23 protein-coding genes and 1 pseudogene are annotated in these 23,781 nt (G+C 60.9%); 9 read left to right on the top strand and 15 right to left on the bottom strand.

Translation table 11 applies throughout. The annotated features are described in order from the left end of the window. Nucleotides 1–55 precede the first annotated feature (55 nt). From PSH76_RS29610 to PSH76_RS29590, 5 genes are all read right to left on the bottom strand, one after another. Nucleotides 56–436 (bottom strand): RidA family protein, encoded by a 381-nt coding sequence (locus PSH76_RS29610; protein ID WP_003176922.1) that lies wholly within the window; start codon nt 434–436, stop codon nt 56–58. A 24-nt stretch (nt 437–460) separates the two neighbouring features. Further along, on the bottom strand, nt 461–2,566 hold the full coding sequence (spoT, locus tag PSH76_RS29605; protein WP_003195510.1) for a bifunctional GTP diphosphokinase/guanosine-3',5'-bis pyrophosphate 3'-pyrophosphohydrolase: 2,106 nt from the start codon (nt 2,564–2,566) through the stop codon (nt 461–463). A gap of 60 nt (nt 2,567–2,626) precedes the next feature. Beyond that, complete coding sequence (gene rpoZ, locus PSH76_RS29600; protein WP_003195508.1) at nt 2,627–2,890, bottom strand: DNA-directed RNA polymerase subunit omega; 264 nt, start codon at nt 2,888–2,890, stop codon at nt 2,627–2,629. A 167-nt stretch (nt 2,891–3,057) separates the two neighbouring features. Further along, a complete protein-coding gene (gene gmk / locus PSH76_RS29595; RefSeq protein WP_003195506.1) occupies nt 3,058–3,678 on the bottom strand; it encodes a guanylate kinase in 621 nt (206 codons plus the stop codon). Between the two features lie 10 nt (nt 3,679–3,688). Beyond that, nucleotides 3,689–4,552, bottom strand: coding sequence for a YicC/YloC family endoribonuclease (locus PSH76_RS29590; protein WP_003195504.1), 864 nt, complete (start codon nt 4,550–4,552; stop codon nt 3,689–3,691). A gap of 287 nt (nt 4,553–4,839) precedes the next feature. Between PSH76_RS29590 and rph the strand changes: the two genes are divergently transcribed. Next, nucleotides 4,840–5,562 carry a ribonuclease PH gene (rph, locus tag PSH76_RS29585; RefSeq protein WP_003195497.1) on the top strand — a complete coding sequence of 241 codons (723 nt, stop codon included), beginning with the start codon at nt 4,840–4,842 and terminating at the stop codon, nt 5,560–5,562. A gap of 22 nt (nt 5,563–5,584) precedes the next feature. Next, nucleotides 5,585–5,953 carry a DUF4870 domain-containing protein gene (locus PSH76_RS29580; protein WP_032894534.1) on the top strand — a complete coding sequence of 123 codons (369 nt, stop codon included), beginning with the start codon at nt 5,585–5,587 and terminating at the stop codon, nt 5,951–5,953. A 59-nt stretch (nt 5,954–6,012) separates the two neighbouring features. Here the strand turns inward: PSH76_RS29580 and PSH76_RS29575 are convergent, their stop codons facing one another. Then, nucleotides 6,013–6,792, bottom strand: a complete 780-nt coding sequence (locus PSH76_RS29575) for an exodeoxyribonuclease III (RefSeq protein ID WP_003195493.1) — start codon at nt 6,790–6,792, stop codon at nt 6,013–6,015. An 82-nt stretch (nt 6,793–6,874) separates the two neighbouring features. Here PSH76_RS29575 and pyrE point away from each other — a divergent pair, with 82 nt between their 5' ends. Continuing rightward, a complete protein-coding gene (pyrE, locus tag PSH76_RS29570; RefSeq protein ID WP_003195489.1) occupies nt 6,875–7,519 on the top strand; it encodes an orotate phosphoribosyltransferase in 645 nt (214 codons plus the stop codon). Nucleotides 7,520–7,681: 162 nt separating this feature from the next. On the opposite strand, the gene argB is transcribed toward pyrE, so the two are convergent. From argB to coaBC, 4 genes and pseudogenes are all read right to left on the bottom strand, one after another. Next, entirely contained in the window at nt 7,682–8,587 is a 906-nt protein-coding gene (gene argB, locus PSH76_RS29565) for an acetylglutamate kinase (protein WP_032894535.1), read from the bottom strand. A 19-nt stretch (nt 8,588–8,606) separates the two neighbouring features. Then, a pseudogene (locus PSH76_RS29560) lies at nt 8,607–10,013 on the bottom strand (phosphomannomutase/phosphoglucomutase); the annotation flags it as partial. 254 nt (nt 10,014–10,267) lie between these two features. Further along, on the bottom strand, nt 10,268–10,723 hold the full coding sequence (gene dut, locus PSH76_RS29555; protein WP_003195482.1) for a dUTP diphosphatase: 456 nt from the start codon (nt 10,721–10,723) through the stop codon (nt 10,268–10,270). A gap of 5 nt (nt 10,724–10,728) precedes the next feature. Further along, entirely contained in the window at nt 10,729–11,937 is a 1,209-nt protein-coding gene (coaBC, locus tag PSH76_RS29550; protein WP_003195481.1) for a bifunctional phosphopantothenoylcysteine decarboxylase/phosphopantothenate--cysteine ligase CoaBC, read from the bottom strand. A 142-nt stretch (nt 11,938–12,079) separates the two neighbouring features. On the opposite strand from coaBC, the gene radC reads away from it, so the two are divergent. Next, complete coding sequence (gene radC, locus PSH76_RS29545; RefSeq protein ID WP_305493355.1) at nt 12,080–12,754, top strand: DNA repair protein RadC; 675 nt, start codon at nt 12,080–12,082, stop codon at nt 12,752–12,754. A gap of 126 nt (nt 12,755–12,880) precedes the next feature. Here the strand turns inward: radC and PSH76_RS29535 are convergent, their stop codons facing one another. Then, a complete protein-coding gene (locus tag PSH76_RS29535; RefSeq protein WP_305493354.1) occupies nt 12,881–14,473 on the bottom strand; it encodes an ABC transporter substrate-binding protein in 1,593 nt (530 codons plus the stop codon). A gap of 457 nt (nt 14,474–14,930) precedes the next feature. Here PSH76_RS29535 and rpmB point away from each other — a divergent pair, with 457 nt between their 5' ends. Both rpmB and rpmG read left to right on the top strand, forming a co-directional pair. Then, nucleotides 14,931–15,164 (top strand): 50S ribosomal protein L28, encoded by a 234-nt coding sequence (gene rpmB, locus PSH76_RS29530; protein WP_003176907.1) that lies wholly within the window; start codon nt 14,931–14,933, stop codon nt 15,162–15,164. An 11-nt stretch (nt 15,165–15,175) separates the two neighbouring features. After that, nucleotides 15,176–15,331: a 50S ribosomal protein L33 gene (rpmG, locus tag PSH76_RS29525; protein WP_003176906.1), complete on the top strand. Its 156-nt coding sequence runs from the start codon at nt 15,176–15,178 to the stop codon at nt 15,329–15,331. 129 nt (nt 15,332–15,460) lie between these two features. Here the strand turns inward: rpmG and PSH76_RS29520 are convergent, their stop codons facing one another. After that, nucleotides 15,461–15,823, bottom strand: coding sequence for a cupin domain-containing protein (locus PSH76_RS29520; RefSeq protein WP_305493353.1), 363 nt, complete (start codon nt 15,821–15,823; stop codon nt 15,461–15,463). Nucleotides 15,824–16,053: 230 nt separating this feature from the next. Between PSH76_RS29520 and PSH76_RS29515 the strand changes: the two genes are divergently transcribed. Next, a complete protein-coding gene (locus tag PSH76_RS29515; RefSeq protein WP_003195472.1) occupies nt 16,054–17,547 on the top strand; it encodes an aldehyde dehydrogenase in 1,494 nt (497 codons plus the stop codon). A 159-nt stretch (nt 17,548–17,706) separates the two neighbouring features. After that, nucleotides 17,707–18,849 (top strand): MFS transporter, encoded by a 1,143-nt coding sequence (locus PSH76_RS29510; protein ID WP_305493352.1) that lies wholly within the window; start codon nt 17,707–17,709, stop codon nt 18,847–18,849. 125 nt (nt 18,850–18,974) lie between these two features. Here PSH76_RS29510 and PSH76_RS29505 read toward each other — a convergent pair whose 3' ends face one another. Together PSH76_RS29505 and PSH76_RS29500 are read right to left on the bottom strand one after the other, a co-directional pair. Next, nucleotides 18,975–20,543: a phospholipase D family protein gene (locus tag PSH76_RS29505; RefSeq protein ID WP_305493351.1), complete on the bottom strand. Its 1,569-nt coding sequence runs from the start codon at nt 20,541–20,543 to the stop codon at nt 18,975–18,977. 61 nt (nt 20,544–20,604) lie between these two features. After that, nucleotides 20,605–22,029: a PLP-dependent aminotransferase family protein gene (locus PSH76_RS29500; RefSeq protein ID WP_305493350.1), complete on the bottom strand. Its 1,425-nt coding sequence runs from the start codon at nt 22,027–22,029 to the stop codon at nt 20,605–20,607. A 166-nt stretch (nt 22,030–22,195) separates the two neighbouring features. Between PSH76_RS29500 and PSH76_RS29495 the strand changes: the two genes are divergently transcribed. Beyond that, nucleotides 22,196–22,420: a DUF1127 domain-containing protein gene (locus PSH76_RS29495; RefSeq protein ID WP_032894543.1), complete on the top strand. Its 225-nt coding sequence runs from the start codon at nt 22,196–22,198 to the stop codon at nt 22,418–22,420. Here PSH76_RS29495 and PSH76_RS29490 read toward each other — a convergent pair whose 3' ends face one another. Next, on the bottom strand, nt 22,421–23,713 hold the full coding sequence (locus tag PSH76_RS29490; RefSeq protein WP_305493349.1) for an FAD-binding oxidoreductase: 1,293 nt from the start codon (nt 23,711–23,713) through the stop codon (nt 22,421–22,423). Between the last annotated feature and the right edge of the window lie 68 nt (nt 23,714–23,781).

Genomic DNA, 23,781 nt, shown 5'->3' with positions numbered 1-23,781 from the left:
ACGAAATCCTTCTGAAACGAAGTCGGCGCAGCCTGTTGGGGCTGCGCCGGGTGTTTTACTCGATGACCAGAATGGCGTCCATCTCAACCTGTGCGCCCTTTGGCAGGGCGGCAACGCCGATGGCGGCGCGGGCTGGGTACGGTTGTTCGAAGTACTTGCCCATAATCTCGTTGACCTTGGCGAAGTGGCTGAGGTCGGTGAGGAAGATGTTCAGCTTGACGATGTCCTTGAACGAACCACCGGCAGCTTCAGCCACGGACTTGAGGTTTTCAAAGACCTGTACGGTCTGGGCTTCGAAGCCTTCAACCAGTTCCATGGTCTTTGGGTCCAGTGGGATCTGGCCGGACATGTAGACGGTGTTGCCCGCCTTGATCGCCTGGGAATAAGTGCCGATGGCAGCTGGAGCTTTATCGCTGGTGATAACTGTCTTGGTCATGAATGACTCCTTGTAATGGATCGGTTATGCACGCATGCGGGTGATGCGGATCACACCGGTCAAGGCGCGCAACTTTTTGATCACGCGGGCCAGGTGCACGCGGTCGTGCACGCTGACCACCAGTTGGACCACGCTGATGCGACCATCGCGTTCGTCCATGCTGATTTTTTCGATATTGCCGTCGGCGGCGTTGACGCTGCTGGCCAACAGGGCGATCAGGCCGCGCTGGTGTTCCAGCTCCACCCGCAGCTCGACGTTGAATTCGCCGGTGACATCCTTGGCCCACGAGAGCTGGATGCATTTTTCCGGGTTGTGGCGGATTTCGGTGATGTTGCGGCAGTTGTCCAAGTGCACCACCATGCCCTTGCCTGCGGACAAGTGGCCGACAATCGGGTCGCCCGGGATCGGCGTGCAACATTTGGCGTAGCTGAGCACCAAGCCCTCGGTGCCGCGAATCGCCAGCGGGCCTTCAGGGCTCGGCAGCTGTTCGCCTTCGCCCAGCAGGCGTCGGGCGACCACGTAGGCCATGCGGTTGCCCAGGCCGATATCTTCCAGCAGGTCTTCGATGGTTTCCTGGCGGTACTCGTGGAGCATCGCTTGCACGCGCTCTTGCGGGATCTTGTCCAGGGCGCTGTCGAAGCCGTTGAGTACCTTGTTCAGCAGGCGTTCGCCCAGGCTGATGGACTCGGAGCGGCGCTGCAATTTCAGTGCGTGGCGAATATGCGTACGCGCCTTGCCGGTGACTACGAAGTTGAGCCAGGCCGGGTTCGGGCGAGCGCCCGGTGCACTGACGATCTCCACCGTGGAGCCGCTTTGCAGCGGTTCGGACAGCGGGGCCAGGCGCCGGTTGATGCGACAGGCGATGCAGCTGTTACCGACATCGGTGTGCACCGCGTAGGCAAAGTCGACCGCCGTGGAGCCTTTGGGCAGCTCCATGATCCGGCCTTTGGGCGTGAACACGTAGACCTCGTCCGGGAACAGGTCGATCTTCACGCTTTCGATAAATTCCAGGGAGTTACCGGCACGTTGCTGCATTTCCAGCACGCCCTTGACCCATTGGCGCGCACGGGCATGGGTGCCTTTGGGCTGCTCGTCGCCGCTGGACTTGTACAGCCAATGGGCGGCGATGCCGTTGTTGGCCATCTCTTCCATTTCACGGGTGCGGATCTGGATCTCGATCGGCACCCCGTGCATGCCAAACAGCGTGGTATGCAGGGACTGGTAGCCGTTGGCCTTGGGAATTGCGATGTAGTCCTTGAAGCGGCCCGGCAGCGGTTTGTACAAATTATGTACAGCGCCCAGCACGCGGTAGCAGGTATCGACCTTGTCGACGATGATCCGGAACGCATACACGTCCATGATCTCGTTGAAGGCCCGACGCTTGCCGCGCATCTTCTTGTAGATGCCGTAGATGTGCTTCTGCCGGCCGCTGACCTCGCCCTCGATCTCGTCGATCGCCAGGCAATGGCTCAGGGACTCTTCGATCTTGTTGACGATTTCCTTGCGGTTGCCCCGTGCGCGCTTGACCGCCTGGTAGATGCGTGCCGAGCGCATGGGGTGCATGGCTTTAAAGCCAAGGTCTTCGAATTCGATACGAATGGCGTGCATGCCCAGCCGGTTGGCGATGGGCGCATAGATTTCCAGGGTCTCCTTGGCGATGCGTCGGCGTTTTTCGCCGGACAGCACTTCCAGCGTGCGCATGTTGTGCAGCCGGTCGGCCAGCTTGACCAAGATCACCCGAATGTCTCGGGCCATGGCCATGGCCATCTTCTGGAAGTTTTCCGCCTGGGCTTCGGCCTTGGTCTCGAAGTTCATCTGGGTCAGCTTGCTGACCCCATCGACCAGTTCGGCCACGGTTTCGCCAAATTGCGCACTGAGCGCTTCCTTGGCAATGCCGGTGTCTTCGATCACGTCATGCAGCATCGCGGCCATCAGGCTCTGATGGTCCATGTGCATGTCGGCAAGAATATTGGCCACCGCAAGAGGATGGGTGACATACGCCTCGCCGCTACGTCGGCGTTGGCCGTCGTGGGCTTGTTCGGCGTAGAAATACGCTCGGCGAACCAGGTTGACCTGGTCGGCGCCGAGGTAGGCCGATAAGCGATCGGCGAGGGCGTCTATGCTCGGCAAAGTGTGAACTCCTGCCGATGGCTGTGACCCCGCGCCGTGCTACGTCGACCAGGCATAGGCTTAGACGTCCTCGTTGGACTCGCCTTCGAACGCTGCAAACAGCGGTTCGTCTTCAACGATTTCGGCGTTGGCGATGAACTCGTAGCTCATCAGGCCTTCAGCGATTTCACGCAGCGCTACAACGGTAGGCTTGTCGTTTTCCCACTGGACCAGGGGCTCTTTGCCGCCAGTGGCCAGTTGACGGGCACGCTTGGTAGAGAGCATGACCAGCTCAAAGCGGTTATCCACGTGTTCTAGGCAGTCTTCAACGGTTACGCGGGCCATGGTATTCCTCGGAGCGAATGCAAGATGCGCGCTGCCCGGTTGGGCGAGCGGACTGAGCAGTTTAAAAAATCACCAGCGTTTAGGGAAGCGCTGATTTTTCGCAGGCCTTCGCAAAACCGCTACAAGTGCCAATGTAAGGCCCTTGCAGCTGTTTTGGGAAGAGCCAATCAGCCGAGCAATTCGGCGAGTAATTTGCCGAAACGTTGCTGTTGGCGCTTTTGCTGCAGTTGGTTGGCGCGGAAAATCGCCTTCAAATCGTCCAGTGCGTGGGCAAAGTCGTCATTGATGATCAGGTAGTCGTAGTCGACGTAGTGGCTCATTTCGCTGACGGCCTCACGCATGCGCCCCTCGATGATCTCGTCGCTGTCCTGGCCGCGGTTGGTCAGGCGTTGGTGCAGGGCTTGGAGCGAGGGCGGCAGGATGAAGATGGAGCGTGCCTTGGGCATCAGCTGGCGCACTTGTTCGGCACCCTGCCAGTCGATTTCCAGGATCAGGTCGTGGCCTTCGTCCAGGGTCTGCTGCAGGTGGCTTTGCGAGGTGCCATAGAGGTTGCCGAACACTTCGGCGCGCTCCAGGAAGTCGCCGTGCTCGATCATCTTGACGAACTCGGTACGCTCGACGAAGTGATAGTGCACACCGTCCACTTCGCCCGGGCGCATGGCGCGGGTGGTGTGGGAGACCGAAATGCGGATCTGCTCGTCGGCGTCGGTCAAAGCCTTGACCAGGCTGCTCTTGCCCGCGCCCGAAGGGGCGGAAATGATGTAAAGGGTGCCGGTGCTGTGGGTCATGGAGGGTGCCTTACTCAATGTTCTGTACTTGTTCGCGCATTTGCTCGATCAACACTTTGAGGTTGACCGCCGCCGTGGTGCTGCGCGGGTCGAACGCCTTGGAGCCCAGTGTATTGGCTTCGCGGTTGAGTTCCTGCATCAGGAAGTCCAGGCGCCGACCGGCGGCACCGCCCGACTTGAGTACGCGGCGCACTTCAAGGATATGGGTGCTCAGGCGGTCGAGTTCTTCGGCCACGTCGCTCTTCTGCGCGAGCAGGACCATTTCCTGTTCCAGGCGCGTCGGGTCGAGGTCGGCTTTCATGTCGGTAAAGCGGTCGAGGACCTTCTGGCGCTGGGTGGCGAGCATCTGCGGTACCAGTTCGCGCAGGGTCACCACGTCGGCTTCGATCGACGTCAGCCGCTCGTTGATCAGGCGCGCCAGTTCGGCGCCTTCGCGCTCGCGGCCGGCCTTGAGCTCCTTCAGGCCCTGGTTGAACAGGGCGAGGGCTTCGGCATTCAGGGCCTGCGGGTCGGCCGCGTCGGCCACCAGCACGCCGGGCCAGGCCAATACTTCCAAAGGGTTCAATGCGGCCGGCTGCTTGATCAGCCCAGCGATGGTTTCGGCCGCGGCCACCAGTTGGGCGGCGCGGTCGCGGTCGACCTGCAGCGGCTTGCCGGTGGTTTCTTCGGTAAAGCGCAAGGTGCATTCCAGCTTGCCACGGGAAATGCCCTGGCGCAGCGCTTCACGCACCGCTCCTTCGAGGTCGCGGAACGACTCTGGCAGGCGCAGGTGCGGCTCCAGGTAACGGCTGTTGACCGAGCGCAGTTCCCAACTGAGTGTGCCTTGGGCCCCGGCTTTTTCGACACGGGCGAAGGCGGTCATGCTGTGCACCATGGAGGTACCTCGCGTTGGATAAATAGAAATTGGCCAGGCCGACCCGTAGGAGCGAGCCTGCTCGCGAAGAACGCAAGGGCACCGCGTTGAATCAGGAAGGCCCCGTAATCGTTGACGTTTTTCGCGAGCAAGCTCGCTCCTACCGTCTGGAGGCGCAGGATTGTAGCGCAGTGGGAGGGGGTCGCCCAAACCCGGGCATTGGTAACCGGATTTTTTAGAAGTGCCCCGAACCGGTTCGCGGCTCTATAATGCTCGGCAGTTTTTCGTCCTCAGTACAGGTATCCCCTATGAAACGTCCAAGTGGTCGCGCTGCCGATCAGCTCCGCTCGATCCGCATCACCCGCAACTACACCAAACACGCCGAGGGATCTGTACTGGTCGAGTTTGGCGATACCAAGGTCATCTGCACTGTCAGCGTCGAAAACGGCGTGCCGCGCTTCCTCAAGGGCCAGGGCCAGGGTTGGTTGACCGCTGAATACGGCATGCTGCCGCGCGCCACTGGCGAGCGTAACCAGCGTGAAGCCAGCCGTGGCAAGCAAGGCGGGCGAACCCTGGAAATCCAGCGCCTGATCGGTCGTTCCCTGCGTGCCGCTTTGGATATGTCCAAGCTAGGTGACGTCACCCTCTACGTCGATTGCGACGTGATCCAGGCAGATGGCGGCACCCGCACGGCGTCCATCACCGGCGCCATGGTGGCCTTGGTTGACGCTTTGAAGGTGATCAAGAAGCGCGGCGGCCTGAAAGCGGGTGACCCGCTTAAGCAGATGATCGCCGCTGTGTCGGTTGGCATGTACCAGGGCGAGCCTGTGCTGGACCTGGACTACCTGGAAGACTCGGCTGCCGAGACCGATCTCAATGTGGTCATGACCAGCACCGGTGGTTTCATCGAAGTGCAGGGCACTGCCGAAGGCGCGCCATTCCAGCCGGCTGAGCTGAACGCCATGCTGGCCTTGGCCCAGAAGGGCATGACCGAAATCTTTGAATTGCAGAACGCCGCGCTGGCTGACTGAGCCGGCCCCAAGGAGAAGCACCATGAATGACAGCCAGTTGCCAGTTCCGGCACCGTCCAAGGAAGTACGCCAGTGGGCAATGTTGTGTCATTTCGCGGCATTCCTGGGGTTGGTATTTCCCTTCGGCAGCTTGTTGGGGCCGTTGATCCTGTGGCAGTTCAAGAAAGACATGGACCCGCTCGTCGATGACCAGGGCAAGGAGGCGCTGAATTTCCAGATCACCGTGGCGATCGCCTGGCTGGTGTGTCTGTTGCTTGGCTTTGTGGTGGTCGGCTTCTTGCTGATGACCGTGCTGGTGATTGGTGCGTTGATTCTGACGATCATCGCCGGTATCAAGGCCAACAAAGGCATTGCCTATCGCTATCCGTGGACCTGGCGCCTGGTCAAGTAACCGAGCGGCCACAAAAAAACCGACATCACTGTCGGTTTTTTTGTGCCTGGAGAATGACCTCAGATGGTCAATGTCCAGTCGTAGTCCACGATCAGCGGCGCGTGCTGCGAGAAGCGCGGCTGGCGCGGCAGGCGTGCGCTACGTACGAACCGGCGCAGGCCAGGGGTCAGCAGCTGGTAGTCGAAACGCCAGCCCAGGTTGAGCATCTCGGCCTGTTCGTTATCCGGCCACCAGCTGTACTGGTCGCCTTCGCGGCTGACTTCGCGCAGGGCATCGACATAGCCCATGTTGCCGACAATCTCGTCCATCCAGGCGCGTTCCGGCGCCAGGAAGCCTGGGGATTGCTGGCTGTCGCGCCAGTTCTTGATATCCAGCTTCTGTTGCGCCACGTACAGCGAGCCACAATAAATGTACTCGCGACGTTTGCGTCGCTGTTTATCCAAGTAGCGGGCGAAATCGTCCATTAGCTTGAATTTCTGGTTCAAGTCTTCATCGCCGTTCTGCCCGGAAGGAAGCAGCAAGGTCGCGATGCTGACCTTGTCGAAATCGGCTTGCAGGTAACGCCCGTAGCGGTCGGCTGTCTCGAAGCCGAGGCCGCTGATGACCGCCTTGGGTTGCAACCGCGAGTACAAAGCCACGCCACCTTGGGTGGGCACTTCGGCATCGCAGGCATAAAGGAAGTAGCCATCCAGTTGGAAGGCTGGGTCGTCCAGTTCAAAGGCGGAGGCACGGGTGTCCTGCAGGCAGATGACGTCGGCATTCTGTGCTTGCAGCCAACTGAGCAAACCACGCTCGACTGCAGCCTGAATACCATTAACGTTCACACTGATGATCCGCATAAATGGCCCCAAAAATCGCGTGCGTGTATGATACACGCCGTCCACCCAATTAGCTAAATCCGTGGTATCTGAGGCTTTTTTCATGCAGGCGTATCAGCGCGATTTCATTCGTTTTGCCATCGATCGCGGCGTTTTACGCTTCGGTGAGTTCACCCTCAAGTCCGGGCGCACCAGCCCGTACTTCTTCAATGCAGGCCTGTTCAACTCAGGTTCGGCCCTGGCTCAGCTGGGCCGTTTCTATGCGGCAGCCATCGTTGAGAGCGGTATTTCCTTCGACGTACTCTTTGGCCCGGCCTACAAAGGTATTCCCCTGGCTGCTGCGACGGCGGTTGCCCTGGCGGAGCATCACGGTCAGGACCTGCCGTGGTGTTTCAACCGTAAGGAAGCCAAGGCCCATGGTGAAGGCGGCAGCCTGGTCGGCGCGCCATTGACCGGCGATGTGCTGATCATCGATGACGTGATCACCGCGGGTACTGCGATCCGTGAAGTGATGCAAATCATCGCTTCCCAGGACGGCGCCAAGGCTGCCGGTGTGCTGATCGCCTTGAACCGCCAGGAGCGCGGCAACGGTGAGTTGTCGGCGATCCAGGAAGTGGAGCGCGATTTCGGCATTCCGGTGGTGAGCATCGTGTCGTTGAACCAGGTGTTGCAGTTCCTGGAAGATGACCCGCAGCTCAAGCAGCATTTGCCGGCTGTGCGTGCATACCGCGAGCAGTTCGGCGTCTGACGCCGCTCTCCCTGTAGGAGCGAGCTTGCTCGCGAAAAACTCCCAGGCGCCGCGTTCATTCAGGAAGCACGCTTTATCGTTGACGTTTTTCGCGAGCAAGCTCGCTCCTACAAAAAAAGCCCCGCTCAATTCAATTGAGCGGGGCTTTTTTGTTTGCAGCGATTAAGGCCGCTTGCGGTTACTGATCAGCGTGCCCATACCGGTATCCGTGAAGATTTCCAGCAGTACCGCATTCGGCACGCGGCCATCGATGATCAGCGAGCTGCCGACGCCGCCTTGCACTGCTTCCAGCGCGCAGCGGATCTTGGGCAGCATGCCGCCGTAGATGGTGCCGTCGGCGATCAGGTCATCCACCTGTTGGGTGGTCAAGCCGGTCAGTACCTTGCCTTCCTTGTCCATCAGGCCGGCGATGTTGGTCAGCAGCATCAGCTTCTCAGCCTTCAACGCTTCCGCCACTTTGCCCGCCACCAGGTCGGCGTTGATGTTGTACGACTCACCATTGGCGCCCACGCCGATCGGCGCGATCACCGGGATAAAGTCGCCCTTGACCAGCAGGTTGAGCAGGTCGGTGTTCACCCCCACCACTTCACCCACTTGGCCGATATCGATGATTTCCGGCTGGGTCATCTCGGGCGTCTTGCGGGTAACCGTGAGCTTTTTCGCACGGATCAGCTCCGCATCCTTGCCGGTCAGGCCGATGGCGCTGCCACCGTGGCGGTTGATCAGGTTGACGATGTCTTTGTTGACCTGGCCACCGAGGACCATTTCCACCACGTCCATGGTTTGCGCGTCAGTGACACGCATGCCATCGATGAAGTGACTCTCGATCGACAAACGCTTGAGCAGGTCGCCGATTTGCGGGCCGCCGCCGTGGACGACCACCGGGTTGATCCCCACGGCCTTCATCAGCACGATGTCGCGGGCAAAGCCGGTTTTCAGCTCATCGCTTTCCATGGCATTGCCGCCGTACTTGATCACCAGCGTCTTGCCGACGTAGCGTCGAATATAAGGCAACGCTTCGGACAGGACCTTGGCGGTGTTGGCAGCGGCTTCGCGTTCGAGGGTCATTCAGGGCTCCGGGCAAAAATCAGAACGGTAATTGGAGATCAGGGGCAACACGTTTCAACTGGGCGTGGAACACGTCCTTGATGCGCTGCAACTCCGCTTCGGTATCCGCCTCGAAACGCAGGACCAGCACCGGTGTGGTGTTGGACGCGCGAACCAGGCCCCAGCCTTTGGCGTAATCGACTCGCACACCATCAATGGTGGTCAGGTTGGCGCCTTCACCCCATTGCGCATCGTGCAATGCGTCAATGATGCTGAATTTGCTCTCCTCGGTCACATGGATATTGATCTCAGGCGTAGAAATATCATTCGGGAAGGTCTGAAACAGCTCTTCGGCCGTGGATTTCTCCTTGCTGAGGATCTCCAGCAGACGAGCGGCGCTGTAAATACCGTCGTCAAACCCGAACCAGCGCTCCTTGAAGAAGACGTGACCGCTCATTTCACCGGCCAACAGCGCGCCGGTTTCCTTCATTTTCTTTTTGATCAACGAGTGACCGGTCTTCCACATTAGCGGGCGACCGCCGTATTCCTTGATCAATGGCGTGAGGCGACGCGTGCATTTCACGTCGAAGATGATCTCGGCGTTGGGGTTGCGCGCCACTACGTCACGGGCAAACAGCATCAGCAGGCGGTCCGGGAACACGATCTCGCCGGTTTCGGTCACCACGCCTACACGGTCGCCGTCGCCATCGAAGGCCAGGCCGACGTCGGCGCCCACTTCCTTGACCTTGGCGATCAGGTCCACCAGGTTTTCCGGCTTGCCTGGGTCTGGGTGATGATTGGGGAAGTTGCCGTCCACTTCGCAGAACAGTGGGATTACTTCGCAGTTCAGGGCTTCGAGCAGTTGCGGGGCAATCACGCCGGCTGCGCCGTTGCCGCAGTCCACCACGACTTTCAGGCGGCGCGCGAGCTTGACGTCACGGGTGATTTCATCGGAGTAGCGCTGGAGGATATCGACCTTAGTGATGCTGCCGGTGCCACTGGTCAGGTCGTTGGTCTTCAGGCGGGTGTGCAGGGCCTGGATCTGTTCATTGGCCAGGGTGTCGCCAGCGATGACAATCTTGAAGCCGTTGTAGTCCGACGGGTTGTGGCTGCCGGTGAGCATGACCCCGGATTTGCCCGCCAGTACGTTGGCGGCGTAGTACAGCGCGGGGGTTGGTACCAGGCCGACGTCGCTGACGTGGCAGCCGCTGTCAGCCAGGCCCTGGATCAGTTGCTCGACCAACTCCGGGCCGGACAAGCGGCCGTCACGGCCTACCGAGACGTTGGGTTCGCCCTGGGCCAGGCTCTGGGAGCCGATGGCGCGGCCGATCCAGTAGGCGGTTTCGGCGGTCAGGGTCTTGGGGACCACGCCACGGATGTCATAGGCGCGAAAAATGCTGTCGGGAAAGGTCGGGGCTACGCGGGCTGCGGTACTCATCGCGGGGGAAACTCCATCTGAAAGGGGGCAAGGCAGGCCTGATGTGGCTGGCCGGCAGGCTCAAACTGAAGGGTATGACGGCGTTTTCGGCAGAGAGTTCGTGGTGTAAAAATGCCATCGGCGCTTTGGCGCTAGCATTATTTTTACGTAGTCCTTTGATTTCATTAGAGAAATCTCGATGATTATTTCCGCGCATTCTTCATCCTGAAAAGCCGGGCGGTGGCGCGTGGTCGGACGATGGCGTCCGGCCACGTTCAGCTTAGTCAGTGACTGCCGGAATGCCCAAAACCGCCTGCGCCGCGTTGGGTTTCGTCGAATTCCTGCACCAATTCAAAATGTGCCTGCACCACCGGCACCAGCACCAGTTGGGCGATGCGCTCGCCGATGGCGATGTTGAAAGCCGTCTGGCCACGGTTCCAGCACGACACCATCAACTCGCCCTGGTAGTCCGAATCGATCAGGCCGACCAGGTTGCCGAGCACGATGCCATGTTTGTGACCCAGGCCGGAGCGCGGCAGGATCAGCGCCGCCAAGCCTGGATCGCCGACATAGATCGACAGGCCAGTAGGAATCAGGATGGTCTGGCCCGGCTCAAGGACGGTGTCCTCTTTGAGCATGGCGCGCAGGTCCAGGCCGGCGGAGCCCGGTGTGGCGTAGGCCGGCAGGGGGAATTCGTTGCCGAGGCGTGGGTCGAGGATCTTGGCTTGCAAAGCGTGCATGGAGATTAAACCTGGTTCAGCCGTTGGGCGATAAAAGAGATCAGTTGGCGGGCAATCTTGCCCTTGCTGGTCTGGGCGAAAAGGGTGGCGTGCAGTTCGCGGTCGATCACGCTGCACGCATTTTCCTCGCTGTTGAAGCCGATGCTCGGGTTGGCGACATCATTGGCAACGATCAGGTCGAGGTTTTTGTCTTTCAGTTTGCGTGCGGCGTAGTCCAGCAGGTGCTCGGTCTCGGCAGCGAAGCCGACGCTGAACGGGCGGTCCGGACGGGTGGCGATGGTGGCCAGGATGTCCGGGTTACGCACCATTTGCAGGAGCAGGCCGTCGCCGCTCGTAGGGTCTTTCTTGAGCTTCTGTGGGGCCACGACCTCCGGGCGGTAATCCGCAACCGCTGCCGAGGCGATAAACAGGTCGCAGGGAATGGCGGCTTCGCAGGCTGCCAACATGTCCCGGGCGCTGACTACGTCGATCCGCGTGACACGATCAGGGGTCGGCAAATGCACCGGGCCTGTGATCAACGTGACCCGTGCGCCTGCCTCGACCGCGGCTTCAGCCAACGCAAAGCCCATTTTTCCTGAGCTATGGTTGGTGATGTAGCGCACCGGGTCGATGTTTTCCTGGGTTGGGCCGGCGGTGATCAGCACGTGCTTGCCGGTCAGGGCCAGGTGCTGGAAGCACTCGGCGGCGCATTGCGCCAGGTCGGTGGCTTCGAGCATGCGGCCCAGGCCGACGTCGCCGCAGGCCTGGCTGCCGGACGCCGGGCCGAACACCTTGAGGCCGCGGGTTTGCAGGAGTTGGGTATTGGCTTGGGTGGCCGGGTCGCGCCACATGGCCTGGTTCATGGCCGGTGCGATAGCGACGGTGGCATCGGTGGCCAATACCAGGGTGGTGAGCAGGTCATCGGCAATGCCCTGGGCCAGGCGGGCGATCAGGTCGGCTGTCGCCGGGGCGATCAGCACCAGGTCGGCCCATTTGGCCAGTTCGATATGGCCCATGGCGGCTTCTGCGGCCGGGTCCAGCAGGTCGAGGTGAACCGGGTGGCCGGACAGGGCCTGCATGGTCAGCGGGGTGATGAACTCGCTACCACCACGGGTCATGACCACGCGCACTTCGGCGCCCTGGTCCAGGAGCCTGCGAACCAACTCTGCGCTCTTGTAGGCGGCAATGCCGCCGCCGACGCCGAGAACGATGCGTTTCCGATACAGACGCTGCATTGGTTTGCCTTTCCAGTTCAGTGATGCCAGTTCAGTGACGCCTGCGATGACCCCTCCCCAGGTGAAATCGCCGGCAAAAAAGAGGGCCCTACGATAACACAGCGCCCGCCGGGCAACAGCGGAGCAGATACAGGGAGGTGGGATGAGTATTCGGGATTGGCCCGTGGCGGAGCGTCCGCGGGAGAAGCTTTTGGAAGGCGGCGCGGCGAGTCTGTCCGATGCCGAGCTGTTGGCGATCTTTTTGCGTACGGGGGTTGCCGGCCGAAGTGCGGTTGACTTGGCGCGCCATCTGCTGGCGCAATTCGGTGGCCTGCGCCCGTTACTGGAGGCCAGCCAGACGCTGTTCAGCCAGCATCTGGGGTTGGGGCCGGCGAAGTTCGCCCAACTGCAGGCGGTGCTGGAAATGTCCCGACGCCACCTGGCCGAGCGCTTGCGAGCTGACTCGGTGCTGGAGAGCCCGTTGGCCGTGCGCGAGTACCTCAAGGCGCTGCTGCGCCATGAGCCCCATGAGATCTTCGGCTGCCTGTTCCTGGATTCCAGGCATCGGGTGCTGGGGTTCGAGGTTATGTCCCAGGGCACCATCGACGCTGCGATTGTCTATCCGCGGCAAGTGGTCAAGCGCGCCTTGGCATACAACGCGGCGGCGTTGATCCTGTGCCACAACCACCCGTCGGGGAGTGCGGAGCCCAGCGCGGCTGATCGAAAATTGACCAAGTTGCTGCAAAAGGCGCTGGATGTGGTGGATGTTCGGGTGTTGGACCACATCATAGTGGGCGATGGTGATCCGTTGTCGATGGCTGAATACGGTTGGCTGTAATAACCCCGCCTCTGTCTGTAGGAGCGAGCTTGCTCGCGAAAAACCTGAGAACCCCGCGGGGCTTCAGGCTTGCCGCGTCATCGTTGGCGATTTTCGCGAGCAAGCTCGCTCCTACAGGTGGGGGGCTTAGGGCTTGAGGCTGACCTTCGAGTAGTCCTGGCGGCCGAACGGGCTTACCTGGTACCCGTCGATGTTCTTGCGGGTCAAGGCAAACGCCGTTGGGTGCGCCAGTGGCAGCCACAGTGCCTGCTGCTGAATCTGCGCCTGGGCCTGTTGATACAGCTTGCTGCGCACACCTTGCTCGCTGGTGGTTTTGCCGGCACTGATCAACTTATCCAGGGTGGGGTCGCAATAGCGGGCGAAGTTGGTGCCGGACTTTACAGCGGCGCAGGAGAACTGCGGCGTCAGGAAATTATCCGGGTCGCCGTTGTCGCCGGCCCAGCCCATGAACAGCAAGTCGTGCTCGCCGGCTTTGGCGCGGCGGATCAACTCGCCCCATTCAATCACGCGAATCTCGGCCTGGATGCCAACCTTGGCCAGGTCGGCCTGCAACAGTTGGGCGCCGAGGTTCGGGTTGGGGTTGAGCAGGCTGCCGGTAGGGCGGGTCCATATCGTGGTTTTGAAGCCGTCCTTGAGCCCGGCGCGGCCCAGCAGCGCCTTGGCTTTGGCGAGGTCCTGCGGGTAGCCTGGCAACTCTTTGGCATAGCTCCAAGTGTTCGGCGGGTAGACACCATTGGCCGCTTCGGCGGTGCCTTCGAACACGGCCTTGAGGTAGCTGCCCTTATCAAAGGCCAGGTTGATTGCCTGGCGTACTTCGGGCTTGTCCAGCGGCGGGTGCTGGCTGTTGATGGCGACGAATGCGGTCATGAAGGCGGCGGTTTTTTCCACCTTCAGCGCCGGGTCTTTTTCGGCCTCGCTCACATCCAGGGGCTTGGGTGACAGGGCGATCTGGCATTCATCGCGGTGCAGCTTCTGCAGGCGTACGTTGGCGTCCGGGGTGATGGCGAAAATCAGGTTATCCACCGCCGGTTTGCCGGCGAAGTAGTCCGGGTTGGCCTTGTAACGCACCACGGCGTCTTTCTGGAAACGCACGAACACAAACGGGCCGGTACCGATGGGCTGGCTGTTGAGCTTCTCGGGTGTGCCGGCCTTGAGCAATTTGTCGGCATATTCGGCCGGGTAGATCGAGGCAAAGCCCATGCTCAGCGCCGGCAGGAAGGTGGAGTCGGCGTGGTCGAGGGTAAAGCGCACCGTCAGCGGGTCAAGGGCGTCGATTTTCTTGACCAGTGTGGGCAATTGCAGGGATTGGGCGTGAGGAAAGCCGCTCTGGGCGATCTTGTGCCACGGGTTGGCCGGGTCGAGCATGCGCTCGAAGCTGAAGCGTACGTCTTCGGCGGTCAAGGTGCGGCTTGGGCTGAAATAGCTGGTGCGATGGAATTTCACATCGGGGTGCAGCTTGAAGGTGTACGTGAGCCCATCGGGCGATACTTCCCAGCTGTCTGCAAGGCTGGGTACCAACTTGCCACTGGACGCGTCGAATTCCACCAGGCGGTTCATCAGCACATCGGCCGAGGCGTTGGTGGTGGTCAGCGAATTGTACTGCACCACATCGAACCCTTCGGGGCTGGCCTCGGTGCAAACGCTCAAATTGGTGGCCGCAACGGCCACTGGCGCAATAAAGAGAGGGGCAAGCAATAGGGGTAGGGCAGCGAGGCGCATATTCGGTTTCCTGTGCAGATCGAAGGCCCATCTGCGAGTGCAGTCTGGAAAAAGCCTACCGTAGAGGTCTGATTGATAAATGACTAGCCCATTTTTGCCTGTGCTTTTGGCGCAAATGCTGTTTTGATGGCGCCTGCGCGTGTTGCGCCGTGCACTTCCCTGTGACCGCAGGCGTGGTAAATCATTCTGTGCGACGAGCGGTCGGCTGTTACAGCGGCCCCTCCTGGCAGCGGTTCAGGCACTTGCGGCCGAGATTTACGTTGCTAAAAATACACAGGTTGTTGTTGCACTGGGGTCTTTCTGGTATAAAGCAGCGCTCTTTTCTAGGGGCCCGGTTCCTTCACTGTAGGTGTAGCCGGTAAGACCCTAAAGAAACGCGGCGCCTGGCGCCAAATGACTGAGAGATTAAGCGGCCAACCCATGCCGGGTTGGGCATGTGGTTTTAGAGGGCTGAGGCATGTCGAGAGTCTGTCAAGTTACCGGTAAGGGTCCGGTGACTGGGAATAACATTTCCCACGCAAATAACAAAACCCGTCGTCGTTTCCTGCCGAACCTGCAGCATCACCGCTTCTGGGTTGAAGAAGAGAAACGTTTTGTTCGCCTGCGTGTATCTGCTAAAGGCATGCGTATTATCGACAAGCGTGGCATCACTGTCGTGCTGGCCGAAATCCGTGCCGCTGGCAAGATCTAAGGAGCTCTATCATGCGTGAATTGATTCGAATGATCTCTAGCGCCGGTACTGGTCACTTCTACACTACCGACAAGAACAAGCGTACTACCCCGGACAAGCTCGAAAAGAAAATGTTCGACCCGCGCGTTCGCAAGCACGTGATCTACAAAGAAGGCAAAATCAAGTAATTGATTTTCTTCCTTGTGAAAAAAAGCCCGTATCTCACGATGCGGGCTTTTTTTTGCCTGATCGTTCCCACGCTCTGCGTGGGAATGCCCTCTCGGACGCTCAGCGTCCCGCTGTCGATCAATCAATGATCAGGCTTTCTCTTCAAACACCACATAGATCTTGCGGCACGCTTCCAGCACTTCCCAGGTACCGCTGAAACCGGCAGGGATCACAAAGCGGTTGCCGGCCCGCAGGGTCTTGGCATTCCCCTCGGCATCGCGCAACACCGACACGCCTTGCACGATCTCGCAGTACTCATGCTCGGTGTAGTTGACCTTCCACTGGCCCACTTCACCTTCCCAGACGCCAGCGTTCATCTGGCCGCATGGGCTGTTGTAGTGGTTGTAGAGTGTCTGCTCGGGATCGCCCTTGAGGATTTTCTCGGCGGCAGGGCGGTAACGTTCGGGGGCGGTGTTGGCTTGGCTGAAATCGACGATGTCCTGGATGCTCATGTGCATTTCCCGTCTGGCCTGCGGTTGGAGAGCCCAAAGTCTATGTTTATTAAAATGAACATCGCAAGGGCGTTTGCCACCGTTATGTCAAATATATTGAAACATCCCCAGCCGCTGGTTTAGGGTGGCAGCTGCCTTGAGCCGAACCGCAGGCTGGTCGGGCAAGCATTCGTGATGGCGCCGGGATAAACCTCCCAGGCCCTTGTATTCAATAAGAGGAGGACACTCGCATGACCACCCTGACCCGTGCCGACTGGGAACAACGCGCCAAGGCTCTGAAGATCGAAGGCCGCGCCTATATCAATGGCGAGTACACCGCCGCCGTTTCCGGCGATACCTTCGAATGCATCAGCCCGGTGGATGGGCGCTTGCTGGCCACTGTCGCCAGCTGTGATGCCAGTGACGCCCAGCGCGCCGTAGAAAATGCGCGTGCCACTTTCAATTCCGGCGTGTGGTCGCGCCTGGCGCCGGCCAAGCGCAAGTCCGTCATGATCCGTTTCGCCGCGCTGCTCAAGGCTAACGCCGAAGAGCTGGCGCTGCTCGAAACCCTGGATATGGGCAAGCCCATCAGCGATTCCCTGAACATCGACGTCCCCGGCGCGGCGCAAGCCCTGAGCTGGAGCGGCGAGGCGATCGACAAGATCTACGACGAAGTCGCCGCCACGCCTCACGATCAATTGGGCCTGGTGACCCGCGAGCCCGTCGGCGTCGTGGGCGCCATCGTGCCGTGGAACTTCCCGCTGATGATGGCCTGCTGGAAACTCGGCCCGGCGCTGTCCACCGGTAACTCTGTCATCCTGAAGCCGTCCGAAAAATCCCCGCTGACTGCCATCCGCATTGCCGCGCTGGCCGTAGAGGCCGGTATTCCAAAAGGCGTGTTCAACGTGCTGCCTGGCTATGGCCACACCGTGGGTAACGCCCTGGCGGTGCATATGGACGTCGACACCCTGGTGTTCACGGGCTCCACCAAGATCGCCAAGCAACTGTTGATCCGCTCCGGCGAATCGAACATGAAGCGTGTCTGGCTGGAAGCCGGTGGCAAGAGCCCGAACATCGTGTTTGCCGATGCGCCGAACCTGCAAGCGGCCGCCGAATCTGCCGCCAGCGCCATTGCCTTCAACCAGGGCGAAGTCTGCACCGCCGGCTCGCGTCTGCTGGTCGAGCGCTCGATCAAGGACACCTTCCTGCCGCTGGTGATCGAGGCCCTCAAGGGCTGGAAACCAGGCAACCCGCTGGACCCAGCCACCACTGTCGGTGCCTTGGTGGATACGCAGCAGATGAACACCGTGCTGTCGTACATTGAAGCCGGCCACGCCGATGGCGCCAAGCTGGTCGCAGGTGGCAAGCGCACCCTGGAAGAGTCCGGCGGCACCTACGTCGAGCCGACGATTTTCGACGGCGTGACCAATGCCATGAAGATCGCCCAGGAAGAGATCTTTGGCCCAGTCCTGTCGGTGATTACTTTCGACAGCGCCGAAGAAGCCATCGCCATTGCCAACGACACCCAATACGGCCTGGCCGCAGCGGTGTGGACGGCGGATATCTCCAAGGCGCACCTGACGGCCAAGGCGTTGCGGGCCGGTAGCGTGTGGGTTAACCAGTACGACGGCGGTGACATGACCGCACCGTTCGGTGGTTTCAAGCAGTCGGGTAATGGCCGCGACAAGTCGCTGCATGCGTTCGACAAGTACACCGAACTGAAAGCGACCTGGATCAAGCTCTAAGCAACACTGCTGATCCCCCTGTAGGAGCGAGCTTGCTCGCGAAGAACCTGAAGGCGCCGCGTTTATCCAGCATGAACGCGTCATCGTTAACGTTTTTCGCGAGCAAGCTCGCTCCTACAGTTCGTTTTGCAAACCAGAATTATCCACAGGAGCGTGGCAATGCGTTGGGCGACTTATTTCGCCGTGCTGGCCTCGGTACTCAGCGTTGGCCTGGCCCTGGGTGTCAGCATGCCGTTGGTATCCCTGCGTCTTGAAGGCTGGGGTTATGGCAGTTTCGCCATTGGCGTGATGGCGGCGATGCCGGCGTTCGGCGTGTTGCTGGGGGCCAAGGTCTCCAGCCGCATGGCGTCCTGGCTCGGCACTGCCAACCTGATGCGCCTGTGCCTGTGGGCCGGTGCGGTGTCCATCGGCTTACTGGCGATCCTGCCCAGCTACCCGGTGTGGCTGGTGCTCAGGCTGATGATCGGGGTGATCCTGACCATCGTCTTCATCCTTGGCGAAAGCTGGATCAACCAACTGGTGGTCGAACAGTGGCGTGGCCGGCTGGTGGCGCTGTATGGCTGCAGTTATGCCTTGAGCCAGCTCTCGGGGCCGTTGCTGCTGGGCCTGATTGGCACCGACCATGACTACGGTTTCTGGGTTGGCGCGGGCCTTTTGGTGGTGGCGCCGCTGCTGTTGCTGGGACGCACCGGGGCGCCGACGGCGGATTCGTTCAGCGTGACGTTTAGCGACCTGTGGCGCTTTTGCCTGGGCCTGCCAGCGATTGCCTGGGCCGTGGCGTTGTTTGCTGCCTTCGAAGCGATGATCCTGACGCTGTTGCCGGTGTACTGCCTGCAACAGGGCTTTACCGCCGAGATCGCCTTGGCGATGGTCAGCACGGTGGTGGTGGGTGATGCGTTGCTGCAATTGCCCATTGGCGCACTGGCCGACTACCTGCCGCGACGGACCCTGTTCCTGGCCTGTGCGCTGCTGTTGCTGGCGTCGAGCCTGGCGGTGCCGTTATTGATGCACACCGTGCTGATCTGGCCGGTGTGGGTGCTGTTCGGCGCGAGTGCCGGCGGATTGTTCACCTTGTCGCTGATTTTGATTGGCGAGCGCTACCGCGACGATGCGTTGGTGCGTGCCAACGCTCATGTGGCGCAGCTGTGGGGCATTGGCTGCCTGATCGGGCCGCTGGTGGCGGGGGCGGGCAGCCAGTGGATCAGCGGGCATGCGCTGCCGCTGCTGATGGCGGCGGGGGCGTTAGGGTTGGTGGTGCTATTGCTGCGCCAAGGGGCATTCGGCGCTACACAGTCGGCCTGACCTTGAAATGCAACCCATTGTAGGAGCGAGCTTGCTCGCGAAAAACCGGAGGACGCCGCGTTAAACCAGATGCACTGCGTTATCGTTGGCGTTTTTCGCGAGCAAGCTCGCTCCTACAGGGTTTTTTAGAGCATGCGTTCCAGGCCAACACTGGTGGCGAACCAGGCATTGAACCGCCGCCACCAACTGCCCGGTTCGCGGGTCAGGGTGTGCATCTGGCCGTTGTCTTCTGTCACCCACACCAACTGGCCGTCCTGCAGTTTGGCCTCATAGCTCAACGCTGGCGCCATACCTTCCAGAGCCAAGTTGCGTACGTGTTCGGCCAGCTCGGGGCTGTCCACCAGTACGCCGACTTCGGTGTTCCACAACACTGAGCGCGGGTCGAAATTGAATGAGCCGATAAACGACTTTTCTCGATCAAAAATCATCGCCTTGCTGTGCAGGCTGGAGTCCGAGCCGCGCCAGCTGCCATGCCGAAACAGATGCGGGCTGCTGCTTGCGCTGGGGTCGCCGGGTTGCCTGCGCAGTTCATAGAGCTTCACCCCGTGCTCCAGCAACGCCTTGCGATACGGTGCGTAACCACCATGCACGGCCGGCACGTCGGTGGCTTCGAGGGCGTTGGTCAGCAGGCGCACCGAAACACCCGCATCGGCGCGCCCTGTAAGGTAGACCAGCCCAGGTTGGCCCGGCACGAAGTAAGCCGAAATCATGATCAGCTCATGGCTGACCCCCGCGAGCTCTGGCGCCAGCTGAGTGGTCAGCAGCAGTCGCGGGTCGGGGTCGGCCTTGGCCAGTACCTTGCTCGGTGCGTCCCACAGCGCCTGGTTCCAGGCCCAGATCAACTCGCGGCGCCAGATGTCCATGCGGGGTTGGGTCTGGTACGTGCGCAGGCGGTTATACAGCGCGTGGTTCTGCTGACGGGATTGGGCGAGGGAGGCCTCAAGGCGCCCGCGGGCGACGGCGAGGTCGACCTTGGAGGGTTTGTTCGAGACAAAGTCATCGATCGGCTTGCTCAGGGCGCTGTTCCAGTACTGGTCGAAGCTGTGACCCAATTGCTCGGCCACCGGCCCCACGCTGAGCATGTCGATGTCGGTGAAATTCAGGTTCGGTTCGGCGTCGAAATACTCGTCGCCCAGGTTGCGCCCGCCCACGATGGCCACGCTGTTATCGGCCAGCCACAGTTTGTTATGCATGCGCCGGTGTTGCAGTGACAGGTTGAATACCCGGCCCATGGCGCGTGTAACGCCGGTGCTGCGCCCCAGATGCAGCGGGTTGAACAGGCGTATCTGCACCTTGGGGTGGGCGGCAAGGGTGGCGATGATCTGGTCGAGGCCATCGCTGGTGGTGTCGTCCAACAGAATGCGCACGCGCACCCCGCGGTCGGCGGCTTTGAGCAGTTCGTCCACGAGCATGCGTGTGCTGATGCCGTCATGCACGATGTAGTACTGCAAGTCGAGGCTGGTCTGGGCGTTGCGGATCAACTCGGCGCGGGCCATGAAGGCCTCACTGCTGTTGGGCAGTAAGCGAAAGCCCGAGCGCCCTTGGTGGGGGGCGGCCTGGGCCTGGATCGAGCGACCGAACGAGGAGTCCTGCGCGGGCAGGGCATCGCTGGGGATGCGCGGGGTGTCGACCGTGGCGCAGCCGCCCAGGGCCAGGATGCCCAGCAGGCAAAACGGTAAAAGCCGTCGAATCATCAAGGAAACTGCTTCCAGGTCAGGGCGGTTGTGGCATATGACGGCAATTGCGTGGGAAAGGTCAGTCCGCCGTCTCTTCCAGCATCTTGCCAGCGGCTGCCCCCACCTTGCGCACGGCCTCTTCAATCTGCGCCGTTGGCTTGGCAGCGTAGTTCATGCGCAAGCAATTACGGTATTTGCCGGAGGCAGAAAAAATACTGCCTACCGCCACCTGTACGCCTTGTTCCAACAGCACGCGGTTGAGCTTCAAGGTGTCGAACCCTTCAGGCAGTTCGATCCACAGCATGAAGCTGCCCTGGGGCCGGCTGGCGCGCGTGCCAGCGGGGAAATAACGGCTGACCCAATCAAGCATCAAGTCGCGATTACGCTGGTATTGGGCGCGCATCCTGCGTAAATGCGGCTCGAAATGCCCGCCTTTGAGGAATTCGGCAATCGCAATCTGCGGCTGCGTGGCCGTAGAACCGGTGCTGATGTATTTCATGTGCAGCACCCGTTCCAGGTAGCGTCCCGGTGCGACCCAACCAATGCGCAGGCCGGGCGCCAGGGTTTTGGAGAAGGAGCTGCACAGCAGCACACGGCCGTCTTCATCGAAGGATTTAATGGTGCGCGGGCGTGGGTAGCTGTAGGCCAGTTCGCCATACACATCGTCTTCGATAATCGCCACGTCAAAGCGCTGGGCCAGGGTCAGCAAGGCGCGTTTGCGCGCTTCAGGCATGATGTATCCCAAGGGGTTGTTGCAGTTTGGGGTGAGCTGGATGACTTTGATCGGCCACTGTTCCAGCGCCAGCTCCAGGGCCTCCAGGCTGATGCCGGTGAGCGGGTCGGTGGGGATTTCCAGGGCTTTCATACCCAGGCCCTTGAGGGTCTGCATGGCGCCGTGGAAGCTGGGGGAATCCACCGCAACGATATCGCCGGGCTCACAAATCGCGTGAATGCTGGCGGAGAGGGCTTCATGGCAACCGGTGGTGATCACGATGTCTTCGGCGCTCAGTTGGCAGCCGGAATCCAATGACAGCCGGGCGATTTGCTCACGCAGTTCCATACAGCCGAGGATATTGTCGTAATACAGCCCCGGCAGGTCTTGGCGGCGGCTGACACGGGCGAGGCTACGCAGCAGCGGCTTCAAGGTGGGCGACAGTACATCTGGCATGCCGCGGCCCATCTGTATGACGTCTTTGCGCGGCACTGCGCGAATCAGTTCCAGCACCAGGTCCCACTGGGAGATTTCCACTGGCCGTTGGGCCGGGCGGCCTATCTCGGGCAGCGCCGGCAGTTCACGGCCCACCGGCACAAAATAGCCCGACTTGGGCTTGGGCGTCGCCAGGCCGTTGTCTTCCAGCAACCGATACGCTTGCTGCACGGTGCTCAGGCTCACCCCATGTTCCACACTCAAGGCCCGCACTGAAGGCAGCCGATCGCCCGGCCGATAGAAGCCCTGTTCGATGCGGGTGCCGAGCAATTCGGCGAGGTTGACGTAAAGGGTCATGGTGCTCACTCCCGAGGGACCAGTACAGATAGGGGCAAAATACAGGATTCAGCCACGCAAAGGGAGTATCTGTATGGGTTTAATAAAAGTTGGCTGAATCTGTCATGGTTCTGGCCGCCCGCGCATGCTGGTCACTCAAGGCAACAGGCCAATGAGGGGCAGTCAAATGAGCGGCATGAGCGATGTACGGCTGGCGTTACGCAGTCAGGAACTGGAAGCGGGGCAGGAGCAGGTGATCACTGCCCCGGCGCCTGGCCGCTGGAGTCTGTTCTGGCGCCGTCGCCATACGCGCAAGGCCCTGCTGGACCTGAGCCGCGAGCAGTTACGCGACATTGGGCTGACCGCCGAGCAGGCGCGCCGTGAGGGCTTAAAACCCTTCTGGCGCGATTGATCAGAGCAGTTCTTTGAGGCGGTGCCAGAGCATTCCCAGGGCCAGCAGCGGCGAACGCAGGTGTTTACCACCGGGGAAAGTGATGTGTGGCACTTGGGCGAACAGATCGAAGCGCCCCTGTTGCTGGCCGCTGATGGCCTCGGCCAACAGCTTGCCCGCCAGGTGCGTGGCGTTGAGGCCATGGCCGGCATAGGCCTGGGCGTAATACACGTTGGGTTGATCGGGCAGGCGGCCAATCTGCGGCAGGCGGTTGGCGCCGATGCCGATCATGCCGCCCCATTGGAAGTCGATTTTCACGTCAACCAATTGGGGGAATACCTGCAGCATCTTCGGCCGCATGTAGGCGCCGATATCCTTGGGGTCTCGACCGGAGTAGTGGCAGGCGCCGCCGAACAACAGACGACGGTCGGCGGACAGGCGGAAGTAATCCACCGTCACGCGCTGGTCACACACCGCCATGTTCTGCGGCAACAGGTTGGTGGCCTGCGCTTGGCTCAAGGGCTCGGTGGCAATGATGTAGCTGCCGGCGGGCAGCACTTTGCCGCTCAGTTGCGGGTTGAGCCCGTTCAGGTAGGCGTTGCAGGCCAGTACCAGGGTTTTGGCGCGCACAGTGCCTTGGGCGGTATGCACCTTGACCTCAGGGCCATAGTCGATGCGGGTCACTTGGGAGTGCTCGTACAGCGCCACGCCCAACTGCTGGGCGACGGCAGCCTCACCCAGTGCCAGGTTCAGCGGGTGCAGGTGGCCGGAACCCATGTCGATCATGCCGCCTACATAGCGATCGGAGCCGATGACCGTGCCCATCTCGCTGGCTTGCAACAGGCGCACTTCGTGGCGGTAACCCAGGCTGTGCAGCTCTTCGGCATCTTCGGCCAAGCCTTTCAGGTCGCGGGGTTTGTTGGCCAGGTCGCAGTAGCCCCAGGTCAGGTCACAGGGGATCTGGAAGCGCTCTACACGCTCGCGCACGATCTCCACGGCTTCCAGGCCCATCAGCTTCATCTGGCGCACACCGTCGCTGCCGATCACCTGGGTGAACTGATCCAGCCCGTGGCCGACACCGCGAATCAACTGGCCGCCATTGCGCCCGCTGGCGCCCCAGCCGATCTTGCGCGCCTCCAGCAACACCACGCGAAAGCCGCGCTCGGCCAATTCCAGGGCGGTGTTGAGACCGGAGAAACCCCCGCCGATCACACAGACATCGGCGTTCACCTCACCCGTCAGCGTCGGGTAATCCGGTTGCGGCACGCTGCTGGCGGCGTAGTAGGAAGCGGTGTGCCGGGCGCTGGCGGTCATGGGAACCTCCGTGTCTGGAAAATTTGACGCAGGATACAGTGGTCGCACGACGCTGTCTGCGCGGGGCG

This window comes from Pseudomonas sp. FP215 (genome assembly GCF_030687795.1).
Taxonomy (GTDB): Bacteria; Pseudomonadota; Gammaproteobacteria; order Pseudomonadales; family Pseudomonadaceae; genus Aquipseudomonas; species Aquipseudomonas salmasensis.
The sequence above is the reverse complement of the archived record's forward strand: the minus strand, read 5'-3'. Positions and strand labels throughout refer to the sequence as shown.

Bases quoted from the DNA above. Each gene is read 5' to 3' on its own strand.
- PSH76_RS29610 (WP_003176922.1), bottom strand. From the start codon at position 436: ATGACCAAGACAGTTATCACCAGCGATAAAGCTCCAGCTGCCATCGGC.
- rpoZ (WP_003195508.1), bottom strand. From the start codon at position 2,890: ATGGCCCGCGTAACCGTTGAAGACTGCCTAGAACACGTGGATAACCGC.
- gmk (WP_003195506.1), bottom strand. From the start codon at position 3,678: ATGACCCACAGCACCGGCACCCTTTACATCATTTCCGCCCCTTCGGGC.
- PSH76_RS29590 (WP_003195504.1), bottom strand. From the start codon at position 4,552: ATGGTGCACAGCATGACCGCCTTCGCCCGTGTCGAAAAAGCCGGGGCC.
- rph (WP_003195497.1), top strand. From the start codon at position 4,840: ATGAAACGTCCAAGTGGTCGCGCTGCCGATCAGCTCCGCTCGATCCGC.
- PSH76_RS29580 (WP_032894534.1), top strand. From the start codon at position 5,585: ATGAATGACAGCCAGTTGCCAGTTCCGGCACCGTCCAAGGAAGTACGC.
- PSH76_RS29575 (WP_003195493.1), bottom strand. From the start codon at position 6,792: ATGCGGATCATCAGTGTGAACGTTAATGGTATTCAGGCTGCAGTCGAG.
- pyrE (WP_003195489.1), top strand. From the start codon at position 6,875: ATGCAGGCGTATCAGCGCGATTTCATTCGTTTTGCCATCGATCGCGGC.
- argB (WP_032894535.1), bottom strand. From the start codon at position 8,587: ATGACCCTCGAACGCGAAGCCGCTGCCAACACCGCCAAGGTCCTGTCC.
- dut (WP_003195482.1), bottom strand. From the start codon at position 10,723: ATGCACGCTTTGCAAGCCAAGATCCTCGACCCACGCCTCGGCAACGAA.
- coaBC (WP_003195481.1), bottom strand. From the start codon at position 11,937: ATGCAGCGTCTGTATCGGAAACGCATCGTTCTCGGCGTCGGCGGCGGC.
- radC (WP_305493355.1), top strand. From the start codon at position 12,080: ATGAGTATTCGGGATTGGCCCGTGGCGGAGCGTCCGCGGGAGAAGCTT.
- PSH76_RS29535 (WP_305493354.1), bottom strand. From the start codon at position 14,473: ATGCGCCTCGCTGCCCTACCCCTATTGCTTGCCCCTCTCTTTATTGCG.
- rpmB (WP_003176907.1), top strand. From the start codon at position 14,931: ATGTCGAGAGTCTGTCAAGTTACCGGTAAGGGTCCGGTGACTGGGAAT.
- rpmG (WP_003176906.1), top strand. From the start codon at position 15,176: ATGCGTGAATTGATTCGAATGATCTCTAGCGCCGGTACTGGTCACTTC.
- PSH76_RS29520 (WP_305493353.1), bottom strand. From the start codon at position 15,823: ATGAGCATCCAGGACATCGTCGATTTCAGCCAAGCCAACACCGCCCCC.
- PSH76_RS29515 (WP_003195472.1), top strand. From the start codon at position 16,054: ATGACCACCCTGACCCGTGCCGACTGGGAACAACGCGCCAAGGCTCTG.
- PSH76_RS29510 (WP_305493352.1), top strand. From the start codon at position 17,707: ATGCGTTGGGCGACTTATTTCGCCGTGCTGGCCTCGGTACTCAGCGTT.
- PSH76_RS29505 (WP_305493351.1), bottom strand. From the start codon at position 20,543: ATGATTCGACGGCTTTTACCGTTTTGCCTGCTGGGCATCCTGGCCCTG.
- PSH76_RS29500 (WP_305493350.1), bottom strand. From the start codon at position 22,029: ATGACCCTTTACGTCAACCTCGCCGAATTGCTCGGCACCCGCATCGAA.
- PSH76_RS29495 (WP_032894543.1), top strand. From the start codon at position 22,196: ATGAGCGGCATGAGCGATGTACGGCTGGCGTTACGCAGTCAGGAACTG.
- PSH76_RS29490 (WP_305493349.1), bottom strand. From the start codon at position 23,713: ATGACCGCCAGCGCCCGGCACACCGCTTCCTACTACGCCGCCAGCAGC.